Below are 10,952 nucleotides of genomic sequence, written 5' to 3' on the forward strand. Positions count from 1 at the left end.
CCATCTCGTAAGGCAAGGAACCCTTCATGCCCACGGAAGCCACACCGCTGTCCGCGGCCACCGGAGCACGTCGATCGCCGGAGGTCCTGACCGGCTCGGGAGCCGTCCTGCGGACGCTCGAGCACCTCGGGATCACCGACGTCTTCGGCCTGCCCGGCGGCGCGATCATCCCCTTCTACGACGAGCTCATGGCGTCGACGACCATCCGGCACATCCTGGTCCGGCACGAGCAGGGCGCCGGCCACGCCGCCGAGGGCTACGCGTCCGCGTCCGGCAAGGTCGGCGTCGCGATCGCCACGTCCGGCCCCGGTGCCACGAACCTCGTCACCGCGATCGCCGACGCCTACATGGACTCGGTCCCGTTCATCGCGATCACCGGCCAGGTGTTCTCCACGCTGATGGGCACCGACGCCTTCCAGGAAGCGGACATCGTCGGCATCACGATGCCGATCACGAAGCACTCGTTCCTCGTGACCGACCCCGCCGACGTCCCCGCGACGCTCGCCGCCGCGCACCTGATCGCGACGACGGGTCGCCCGGGCCCGGTGCTCGTCGACATCACCAAGGACGCCCAGCAGAAGTCGGCGCCGTACGTCTGGCCGCCGAAGGTCGACCTGCCCGGCTACCGTCCGGTGACCAAGGCGCACGGCAAGCAGATCACCGCCGCCGCCCAGCTCCTCGCGGAGTCGAACCGTCCGGTGCTCTACGTCGGCGGTGGCGTGATCCGCTCCCGCGCGACCGCCGAGCTCATCGCCTTCGCCGAGGCCACCGGCGCCCCGGTCGTGACGACGCTGATGGCCCGCGGCGCGTTCCCGGACTCGCACCAGCAGCACCTCGGCATGCCCGGCATGCACGGCACCGTGCCCGCGGTGCTCGGGCTGCAGGAGAGCGACCTCATCATCGCCCTCGGCGCCCGCTTCGACGACCGCGTCACCGGCAAGGTGGACGAGTTCGCGCCCGACGCCAAGGTCGTGCACGTCGACATCGACCCGGCGGAGATCTCCAAGATCCGCTTCGCCGACGTCCCGATCGTGGGCGACGCGAAGGACGTGCTCGTCGACCTCCTCGACGCCTGGCAGGGGATCCCCACGGACTCCCGCGCGAGCATCGCGACGTGGTGGAGCCGGCTCGAGCAGGTCCGTGCGGACTTCCCGCTCGGCTTCGCACCGCCGCAGGACGGACTGCTGGCACCGCAGGCGATCATCAGCCGCATCGGTGAGCTCACCGGCCCCGAGGCGATCTACGCCTCCGGTGTCGGGCAGCACCAGATGTGGTCGGCGCAGTTCATCAAGTACGAGCGCCCGAACGCGTGGCTGAACTCCGGCGGCGCCGGCACCATGGGCTACTCGGTCCCCGCTGCGATGGGTGCCAAGGTCGCCGAACCGGACCGTGTGGTCTGGGCGATCGACGGCGACGGGTGCTTCCAGATGACGAACCAGGAACTCGCGACCTGTGTCATCAACGACATCCCGATCAAGGTCGCGATCATCAACAACTCCTCGCTCGGCATGGTGCGCCAGTGGCAGACGCTGTTCTACGACGGCCGTCACTCGTTCACCGACCTGGAGACCGGCCACTCCTCGCGCCGTGTCCCCGACTTCGTGAAGCTCGCCGAGGCGTACGGCGCCCTCGGCATCCGCGTCGAGAAGGAGGACGAGGTCGACGCCGCGATCCAGCTCGCCCTCGCCACCAACGACCGTCCGGTCGTCATCGACTTCGTCGTGAGCCGTGACTCGATGGTCTGGCCGATGGTCCCGCAGGGGGTCAGCAACTCGTCCATCGAGTACGCCCAGACGATCGCACCCACCTGGGACGACGAAGACGCCGACATGACGGGGGAAACCGCATGAGCCACGTCCTCTCCCTCCTCGTCGAGGACAAGCCGGGCCTCCTGACCCGTGTCGCCGGGCTCTTCGCCCGACGCGGCTTCAACATCGAGTCGCTCGCCGTGGGCAACACCGAGGTCGCGGGACTGTCCCGCATCACGGTCGTCGTCGACGTCGAGGACCTGCCGCTCGAACAGGTGACCAAGCAGCTCAACAAGCTCGTCAACGTCATCAAGATCGTCGAACTCGACTTCTCGCAGTCGGTCCAGCGCGAGCACATGCTCGTGAAGGTCCGTGTCGACAACCAGACGCGCTCGGCCGTGCTCGAAGCAGTGAACCTGTTCCGCGCCCAGGTCGTCGACGTCGCGAACGACTCGCTCATCGTCGAGGTGACCGGCGACCCCGGCAAGATCCAGGCGATCCTCCGCGTGCTCGAGCCATACGGCATCAAGGAGCTGGCGCGCGCCGGCCTCCTCGGTGTGGGCCGCGGACCCAAGAGCATCACCGACCGGGTGCGCTGAGCGCCACCCGGCTCCGAACGAACCACTACCAAGGAGATCACGCACCGTGACTGACATCGTGTACGACGCCGACGCCGACCTGTCCCTCATCCAGGCCAAGAAGGTCGCGGTCATCGGCTACGGCTCGCAGGGCCACGCCCACGCCCTCAACCTCCGCGACTCCGGCGTCGAGGTCAAGATCGGCCTCAAGGAGGGCTCGAAGAGCCGCCAGAAGGCCGAAGAGGCCGGCTTCGAGGTGCTCACGCCCGCCGAGGTCACCAAGTGGGCCGACGTCGTCGTGATCCTCGCGCCGGACCAGGTCCAGCGCATCGTCTACAAGGACGACATCGAGCCGAACCTCAAGCAGGGCGCGACGCTCGTCTTCGGACACGGCTTCAACATCCGCTACGGCTACATCGAGGCGCCCGCCGGTGTCGACGTGTCCCTCGTCGCACCGAAGGGCCCTGGCCACACCGTGCGCCGCGAGTACGAGGCCGGCCGTGGCGTCCCCGTGATCGTCGCCGTCGAGGTCGACGCGTCCGGCAGCGCATGGGACCTCGCCTGGTCCTACTCCAAGGCGATCGGTGGCCTCCGCTCCGGCGGCATCAAGACCACCTTCACCGAGGAGACCGAGACCGACCTGTTCGGTGAGCAGGCCGTCCTCTGCGGTGGCACGTCGCAGCTCATCCAGTACGGCTTCGAGACCCTGGTCGAGGCGGGCTACCAGCCGCAGATCGCCTACTTCGAGGTGCTCCACGAGCTCAAGCTGATCGTCGACCTGATCTGGGAGGGCGGCCTCACCAAGCAGCGCTGGTCGATCTCCGACACGGCCGAGTTCGGTGACTACGTCTCCGGCCCCCGCGTGATCTCGCCGGAGGTGAAGGAGAACATGAAGGCCGTGCTCGCCGACATCCAGGACGGCACCTTCGCGAAGCGCTTCATCGACGACCAGGACGCCGGTGCTCCGGAGTTCAAGGCGCTGCGCGAGAAGGGCGAGGGCCACCCGATCGAGGCCACCGGCCGCGAGCTCCGCAAGCTCTTCGCGTGGAAGCAGTCGGACTCGGACTACGTCGACGGTTCCGCCGCGCGGTAGTCTTCCCCAGACCACTCGACGACGAGGCGGCGGTGTGCACCCGTGCACCGCCGCTTCTCGATGTGACCCGAACGACATGAACCATCTCTTCACCACCCCCGACGCCGCGGACCGGCGTCCCTCCGGCGACCCCCGGGGCGTTGCACGACAGGCGTCGCGCGCACCGCTCACGACGTGGCAGAACCGTACCGATCGGCATGGGATGATCATCGGATGGCGGTGACGAAGCGAGCGGTCCACATCGGCGCCGGCAAGATCGGGCGCGGCTTCGTGGGCCAGTTCCTCGTGGCGAGCGGCTACGAGCTGACCTTCGTCGACGTCGACGAACGTGTGGTCGCGGCACTCAACGAAGCCGGCAAGTTCGTCGTGCACGAAGTCGGTGACATGCCCGTCGAGCACCTGGTCTACGGGTTCAGCGCGCTGAGCAGCAAGACCGACCGTGAACGCGTCATCCAGGCCATCGCGGAAGCCGACGTCGTCACCACCGCGGTCGGTGCACGCACGCTGCCGCTGGTGGCCCCGGTGATCGCGGAGGGCCTCGCAGCCCGCCCGCTCGAGCGCGGCGACGTCACGATCGTGGCGTGCGAGAACGCCTACAACGCGACGGACTCGCTGCACGCCAGCATCCGCCGCGCCCCCATCCTCGAAGACCGGGACATCGCCGCGGTCTTCGCGAACTGCGCGATCGACCGCATCGTCCCGGACCAGTCCGGCGTCCTCGGCCAGTCCGGCGGCCTCGACGTGGTCCTCGAGCCCTTCTACGAGTGGGTCATCGAGCGCACGCCGTTCGCGTCCTCCGATGCCGAGCCGCCGGAGATCGACGGCGTGACGTGGGTCGACGACCTGCAGCCCTTCGTCGAGCGGAAGCTCTACACGGTGAACACCGCCCACGCGACGGCCGCCTACCACGGCTACGTCCGCGGGATCCGGCTCATCCGCGAAGCCCTCGAGGACACCGCCGTCCGCGCCGAGGTGGACGGCGTCCTGGCGGAGACCACCGAGCTCCTCATCGCCAAGCACGGCTTCGACCCGGACGAGCACGCGCGCTACGTCGCCGCGAACCTGTCCCGCATCGCGAACCCGCACCTGCCGGACACCACCGTCCGCGTCGGCCGGAACCCGCTCAGGAAGCTCGGCCGGCGGGAACGCTTCGTCGGCCCGGCCGCGCAGCTCGCCGAACGCGGGATGCCCGTCGAGCACCTCGTCGGCGCGATCCGCGTGGCCCTCGCCTTCGACGACCAGGACGACCCCGAGTCGATCGAGCTGCACGCGCTGCTCCGCTCCGGCGCGACCGCACACGCGCTCACCGAGATCCTCACCGGACTCATGGAGAGCCACCCGCTGTTCCCGGCGGTCCGCGACGTCGTCGCCGAGGTCCTCGAGTCCCAGGCCGCCGACGCCTGAGCCGCGTCGACGCCTGAGCGACCTCGCGGTCTCGCGTCGCGCCGTGCTCTCGTAGAATCGAGGGCATGACCCCGGCACCTCCCGCACACGACGGCGCCGCGGCGTCCCCGCCGGACGGCGCGGTCGACCACGACGACGAAGCCGCCCTCTCCTGGGACGACGCGGACGACGCCACCCACGTCGACGCCGCCCACAACCCCGTCCGGGTGAAGGCGCGCCGCGAGCACGACACCGAAGAGCCGCTCGGCTCCGGGGCGCTCGTCGGCATGGGCGTCTTCGGCGGCGTCTACCTCCTCTACACGGTGGCCTGGCTCGTCAGCGCGAGCCTCCTGACGGTCACCGGCACCGGCGTCGCGAGCATCGTGTCGGAGATCATGCGCGTCCTCGCGATCATGGCCCCGGCGTTCTGGTTCGCCGCGACCCTCTGGCTCGGGCAGGGCACCCGCAACCGCACGAAGTTCATCTGGCTGCTCGTGGGCGCGGTCGTCCTCATCCCGTGGCCCTTCATCCTGACCAGGAGCTTCGGGTGAGCGCCGCCGTCTCCGAGCAGCCGCGCGTGTTCACCGTCGGCAAGCTCGTCGTCTGGATCGTCGCCGCCGTCTGTCTCGCCTACGTCACCTGGCAGGCCGTCGGCAACCTGGTCGGTGTCACGCAGTCGGTGTCCGCGTTCAACGAGTTCGTCCGGAAGAACGGCGGCTCAGGCCTTGAGACCTCCACCCCGTGGCCGGCCCTCGTCCTCGACGTCGCGATCGCGCCGGCGGGGTTCGTCGCCGCGTGGCTGGTGTCGCGGCGGATGGAGCTCGTCCGGACCGTCGTGGTGTTCGTCGCCGCGCTCTGCGCGGTCTCCGCGCTCTGGTTCACGCTCCTGCAGTACGTGTCCTCGACACTGCGGATCGGTTCCTGACGGAACCACATGACGGACGGGAGGCCCGTGGCGACACCGCCACGACCCTCCCGTCCGTCATGTGGTTCTCCACAGAGCCCCGGTTGCGGTCGTAACGGCCTGCTCGCGTCGATACGATGGTGGGATACCGCCCGTCTCGTGTGAGGAAACAGCAGCTGTGCCGAAGCCGGTCGTCCTGATCGCCGAAGAACTCTCGCCCGCCACAGTCGACGCCCTCGGGCCCGACTTCGAGATCCGGAACGTGGACGGCACCGACCGCCCCGCACTCCTGGCCTCCCTCGCCGACGCGCACGCCATCCTGGTGCGTTCCGCCACCAAGGTCGACGCCGAAGCGATCGCCGCAGCACCGAACCTCAAGGTCGTCGCCCGTGCCGGCGTCGGCCTCGACAACGTCGACATCAAGGCGGCCACCACGGCCGGCGTGATGGTCGTGAACGCGCCGACGTCGAACATCATCTCGGCGGCCGAGCTCACGGTCGGTCACATCCTGTCGCTCGCGCGCCACATCCCGGCGGCGCACGCGTCGCTCGCGGCCGGCGCGTGGAAGCGCTCCGCGTACACCGGCGTCGAGCTCTACGAGAAGACGGTCGGCATCATCGGCCTCGGCCGCATCGGTGCCCTGATCACCCAGCGCCTGCAGGCGTTCGGCGTCTCGGTCATCGCGTACGACCCCTACGTCACCACGGCCCGTGCGCAGCAGCTCGGGGTGGAGCTCGTCTCCCTCGACGACCTGCTCAAGCGCGCGGACTTCGTCACGATCCACATGCCGAAGACGCCGGAGACCCTCGGCATGATCTCGGACGAGCAGTTCGCGATCATGAAGCCGACCGCGTTCGTCGTGAACGTGGCCCGCGGCGGCCTGATCGACGAAGACGCACTGCACCGTGCGCTCACCAGCAACCAGATCGCCGGCGCCGGCCTCGACGTCTTCGTGTCCGAGCCCCCGACGGACTCGCCCCTGGTGTCCCTGCCGAACGTCGTGGTCACGCCGCACCTCGGCGCCTCCACCGACGAAGCGCAGGAGAAGGCGGGCGTCTCGGTCGCCAAGTCCGTGCGCCTCGCGCTCGGCGGCGAGCTCGTCCCGGACGCGGTCAACGTCGCCGGTGGCGTCATCGATCCGTACGTGCGTCCGGGCATCCCGCTCGTCGAGAAGCTCGGTCAGGTCTTCACGGCCCTCGCCACCTCCCCGGTCACCAGCATCGACGTCGAGGTCCACGGCGAGCTCGCCGAGTTCGACGTCAGCGTGCTGAAGCTCGCAGCGCTGAAGGGCGTCTTCACGGACGTCGTCAGCGACCAGGTCTCCTACGTCAACGCCCCGCTCATCGCGGAACAGCGCGGGGTCAGCGTCCGGCTCATCACCGACTCGGACAGCCCGGAGTACCGCAACGTCCTGACGATCCGCGGCGCCCAGTCCGACGGCCCGGCGATCAGCGTCTCGGGCACGCTCACCGGCCCCAAGCAGGTCGAGAAGCTCGTCGAGATCAACGGCTACGACGTCGAGGTCGCCCTCGACAAGCACCACGTGGTCATGGACTACACGGACCGCCCGGGCATCGTCGCGGTCTACGGCAAGGAGTTCGGCGAGGCGGGCATCAACATCGCCGCCATGCAGATCGCGCGCCAGGCCGCCGGCGGACAGGCGCTCAGCGTCCTCACCGTCGACTCGCCGGTGCCCGCGGAGATCCTCGAGCACGTCCGCAAGACGATCGACGCCTCCTCGCTCCGCGAGATCGACATCACGCTGTAGGGGAGCACCCACATGACGCAGACGCTCAAGCTCGCGGTCATCCGCGGTGACGGCATCGGACCGGAAGTGGTCGACGAGGCCCTCAAGGTCCTGCATGCCGTCACCCCGGACGACCTCGTGATCGACGAGACCCCGTTCTCGCTCGGTGCCACCCGGTACCTCGAGACCGGCGACATCCTCACCGAGGACGACATGGCGGCCGTGGCGTCGCACGACGCGATCCTGCTCGGCGCGGTCGGCGGGGACCCCCGCGACCCACGCCTTGCCGGCGGGATCATCGAGCGCGGACTGCTGCTGAAGCTCCGGTTCGCGTTCGACCACTACGTCAACCTGCGTCCGACGAAGGTCTACGACTCCGTGGTGACGCCGCTCGCGGCACCCGGGGCCGTCGACTTCGTCGTCATCCGCGAAGGGACCGAGGGGCCCTACGTCGGCAACGGCGGGGCGATCCGCGTCGGGACCCCGCACGAGATCGCGACAGAGGTCTCCCTGAACACCGCGTACGGGGTGGAGCGCACGGTCCGGTACGCCTTCGACCTGGCGAATCGGCGCCCACGGAAGCACCTGACGCTCGTGCACAAGAGCAACGTGCTCGTGCACGCCGGAGCGCTCTGGCAGCGGACCGTGGCGGCCGTCGGGCAGGAGTACCCGGACGTCACCGTGGACTACCAGCACGTGGACGCGGTCACCATCCACATGGTTCGGGAGCCTGCTAGGTTCGACGTCATCGTCACCGACAACCTCTTCGGCGACATCATCACCGACCTGGCCGGCGCGATCAGCGGCGGCATCGGTCTGGCGGCCTCGGGCAACATCAACCCGGACGGCACCTTCCCCAGCATGTTCGAGCCGGTGCACGGATCCGCGCCGGACATCGCGGGTCAGCAGAAGGCCGATCCGACGGCCGCCATCCTCTCCGTCGCCCTCCTCCTCGACCACATCGGTCGTGGGGACCTGGCGACGGCGGTGACGCGGGCCGTTGAAGCGGACCTGGCTGACCGGGGCACATCGCAGCGCAGCACGGCCGAGATCGGCGACGCCATCGCCGCCGCGGCCGCGGAGCGCACCACCACCGCCTGAAAGGGAGCCACACCGATGAGCACCGACACCGCCAGCACCGAGACCGCGAACCCCGAGACCGTCTTCGGGCTCGAGTTCTCCACCACCCCGTCTGCCGAGCGTCGGGCGGAGGCGGAGCGTGACGTGATCCTGGCGGACCCCGGGTTCGGCAAGCACTTCACGGACCACATGGCCACGGTGGAGTGGACGATCGACGCCGGGTGGCACGATGCCGCGATCCACCCGTACGGTCCGCTCTCGCTCGACCCGAGCGCCAGTGTCCTGCACTACGCGCAGGAGATCTTCGAGGGGCTGAAGGCCTACCGGCACGCCGACGGCTCGGTGTGGACGTTCCGCCCGGATGCCAACGCCCGTCGCTTCCAGCGGTCGGCCCGGCGCCTGGCGCTGCCGGAGCTCCCGGTCGAGGTCTTCGTCGAGTCCATCCGCCAGCTCGTGCAGACCGACGTGGACTGGGTGCCCTCGGCGCCGGAGACCAGCCTGTACCTGCGGCCGTTCATGATCGCGACGGAGTCCTTCCTCGGGGTCCGTGCGGCCCAGGCGGTGGCGTACCACTGCATCGCGAGCCCGGCCGGCGCGTACTTCACGTCCGGGCCGAAGCCGGTGTCCATCTGGTTGTCGTCGAACTACGCCCGCGCGGGCCGTGGCGGCACGGGGGCGGCCAAGACCGGTGGCAACTACGCGGCGTCCCTGCTCCCGCAGCAAGAGGCGTACGAGCACGGCTGCCAGCAGGTGATGTTCCTCGACTCCGAAGAAGGCAAGTACCTCGAGGAGCTCGGCGGCATGAACGTCGTGCTCGTGAAGTCCGACGGCACGCTCGTCACCCCGGACTCCCCGTCCATCCTCGAAGGGATCACCCGTGACTCGATCCTGCAGCTCGCGGAAGACCGCGGCCTGCAGGTCGAGCGTCGTCGGGTGACCCTCGACGAGTGGCGGGACGGCGTCGCGGACGGCTCCATCACCGAGGCCTTCGCGTGCGGCACCGCCGCCGTGGTGACCCCGATCGCGGAGCTCCGCGGCGACGGCTTCACGATCGGTTCGCCGACCGTCGGTGCCGGCGAACTCACGATGTCCCTGCGCGAAGAGCTCACGGACATCCAGTCCGGCCGTCGTCCCGACGCGCACGGGTGGATGACCAAGCTGACCGACGCGTCCTGATCCGGGCTCGGGCGTCGGTAGGGTCGAACGGTGAAGATCGCACGGTTCAGCAGCAAGGGTGAAGACCCCCGGTACGGCATCCTCGACGAGCGCGCCCTGGTGGTGCTCGCGGGGGACCCGATGTACCAGGGGTTCGAGACCACGGGGGAGCGGGTGCCCCTGTCCGAGGCGAAGCTCCTGGCCCCGGTGATCCCGAGGTCGAAGGTGATCGGCGTCGGGCTCAACTACGCCGAACACGCCGCCGAGATGGACGACGTCTCGGGCGACGACCCCGTGGTGTTCCTCAAGCCGAACACCTCGGTGATCGGTCCGGACGACCCCATCCGCCTGCCCGAGGGCATCGGACGCGTCGACCACGAAGGCGAACTCGCCATCGTGATCGGGTCCCTCGCGAAGAACGTCAAGCGTGAGGACTTCGCCAGCGTGATCCTCGGGTACACGATCGCGAACGACGTGACCGCCCGTGACCTCCAGGCGCGGGACGGCCAGTGGACCCGCGCGAAGGGGTTCGACACGTTCTGCCCGCTCGGTCCGGTGATCGAGACCGAGATCGACCCGTCGGACATCCGGCTCGAGACCCGTGTGGACGGTGACCTGCGCCAGGTCGCCTCGACGAGCGAGATGGTGCACGACATCCCGTCGCTCATCGAGTTCGTGTCGGCGATCTGGACCCTGCTGCCCGGGGACGTGATCCTCACGGGGACCCCGTCGGGCGTGGGGGAGATCCGCGACGGCGAAGTCGTCGAGGTCACGATCTCCGGCATCGGCACGTTGAAGAACCCCGTCATCGCGCGTCGCTGAGCATTCCTTCTGCGTTCGACCGAGGGCCCGTCATCCACCCGGATGGCGGGCCCTTCGTCGTTCCCGAGACACGATCCCCGTCGTTCCGGGCGACACGCCGTCGTGCGCGCTCGGTTTGCCGGATCCGCCGATCGCCCGTAGAGTTCTTACTCGTCACCCCAAAGGTGCGGCGGAGAAGCCGAGACGGTCACCCGGAGCGAAAGCCCCGGAAGATGCAGTCCGACCACGCCGACCTCAAGCGGGACCACCCACTCCAATGAAGCCGGTCGATTCGACCGCCACTGAAGTAGTGGTACAGTACCGAAGTTGCCCGAGCGGGCATTCCTCCAGGGGAGAAGAAGCTCGGCGCGTCTGGTCCTTGAGAACTCAACAGCGTGCACATTGTCAATGCCAATTTATTGACCCCGTGGCGTTCCACTTGTGGGACGTCCGGAGACAATTC

General features: G+C 69.1%; 10 protein-coding genes. All 10 read left to right on the plus strand.

The genetic code is table 11. The features are described 5' to 3' along the window. Positions 1-26 precede the first annotated feature (26 nt). Complete coding sequence (locus EDF27_RS17960; RefSeq protein WP_123702539.1) at positions 27-1,850, plus strand: acetolactate synthase large subunit; 1,824 nt, start codon at positions 27-29, stop codon at positions 1,848-1,850. After that, a complete protein-coding gene (gene ilvN, locus EDF27_RS17965) occupies positions 1,847-2,347 on the plus strand; it encodes an acetolactate synthase small subunit (protein ID WP_123656194.1) in 501 nt (166 codons plus the stop codon). Before EDF27_RS17960 ends, ilvN begins: the two co-directional genes overlap by 4 nt. 46 nt (positions 2,348-2,393) lie before the next feature. Further along, positions 2,394-3,419, plus strand: coding sequence for a ketol-acid reductoisomerase (gene ilvC / locus EDF27_RS17970; RefSeq protein ID WP_123656195.1), 1,026 nt, complete (start codon positions 2,394-2,396; stop codon positions 3,417-3,419). A gap of 213 nt (positions 3,420-3,632) precedes the next feature. Then, complete coding sequence (locus tag EDF27_RS17975) at positions 3,633-4,823, plus strand: mannitol-1-phosphate 5-dehydrogenase (RefSeq protein ID WP_123656196.1); 1,191 nt, start codon at positions 3,633-3,635, stop codon at positions 4,821-4,823. A gap of 65 nt (positions 4,824-4,888) precedes the next feature. Next, on the plus strand, positions 4,889-5,353 hold the full coding sequence (locus EDF27_RS17980) for a hypothetical protein (protein ID WP_123656197.1): 465 nt from the start codon (positions 4,889-4,891) through the stop codon (positions 5,351-5,353). Continuing rightward, on the plus strand, positions 5,350-5,727 hold the full coding sequence (locus tag EDF27_RS17985) for a hypothetical protein (RefSeq protein WP_123656198.1): 378 nt from the start codon (positions 5,350-5,352) through the stop codon (positions 5,725-5,727). The genes EDF27_RS17980 and EDF27_RS17985 overlap by 4 nt, the downstream gene beginning before the upstream one ends. 157 nt (positions 5,728-5,884) lie before the next feature. Continuing rightward, complete coding sequence (serA, locus tag EDF27_RS17990) at positions 5,885-7,474, plus strand: phosphoglycerate dehydrogenase (protein WP_123656199.1); 1,590 nt, start codon at positions 5,885-5,887, stop codon at positions 7,472-7,474. A gap of 12 nt (positions 7,475-7,486) precedes the next feature. Next, the gene (locus EDF27_RS17995) at positions 7,487-8,554 is read left to right on the plus strand and encodes a 3-isopropylmalate dehydrogenase (RefSeq protein WP_132050327.1); all 1,068 of its coding nucleotides are present in this window, start codon (positions 7,487-7,489) and stop codon (positions 8,552-8,554) included. Between the two features lie 15 nt (positions 8,555-8,569). Beyond that, positions 8,570-9,709 (plus strand): branched-chain amino acid aminotransferase, encoded by a 1,140-nt coding sequence (locus EDF27_RS18000; RefSeq protein WP_132050329.1) that lies wholly within the window; start codon positions 8,570-8,572, stop codon positions 9,707-9,709. Positions 9,710-9,739: 30 nt separating this feature from the next. Next, positions 9,740-10,510 (plus strand): fumarylacetoacetate hydrolase family protein, encoded by a 771-nt coding sequence (locus EDF27_RS18005; RefSeq protein ID WP_123656202.1) that lies wholly within the window; start codon positions 9,740-9,742, stop codon positions 10,508-10,510. Positions 10,511-10,952: the final 442 nt, after the last annotated feature.

It is taken from the genome of Curtobacterium sp. PhB136, assembly GCF_004346855.1.
GTDB lineage: Bacteria > Actinomycetota > Actinomycetes > Actinomycetales > Microbacteriaceae > Curtobacterium.

Coding starts and splice junctions, on each gene's coding strand:
- EDF27_RS17975 (WP_123656196.1), top strand. CDS start 3,633: ATGGCGGTGACGAAGCGAGCGGTCCACATCGGCGCCGGCAAGATCGGG.
- ilvN (WP_123656194.1), top strand. CDS start 1,847: ATGAGCCACGTCCTCTCCCTCCTCGTCGAGGACAAGCCGGGCCTCCTG.
- EDF27_RS18000 (WP_132050329.1), top strand. CDS start 8,570: ATGAGCACCGACACCGCCAGCACCGAGACCGCGAACCCCGAGACCGTC.
- EDF27_RS17995 (WP_132050327.1), top strand. CDS start 7,487: ATGACGCAGACGCTCAAGCTCGCGGTCATCCGCGGTGACGGCATCGGA.
- EDF27_RS17980 (WP_123656197.1), top strand. CDS start 4,889: ATGACCCCGGCACCTCCCGCACACGACGGCGCCGCGGCGTCCCCGCCG.
- EDF27_RS17960 (WP_123702539.1), top strand. CDS start 27: ATGCCCACGGAAGCCACACCGCTGTCCGCGGCCACCGGAGCACGTCGA.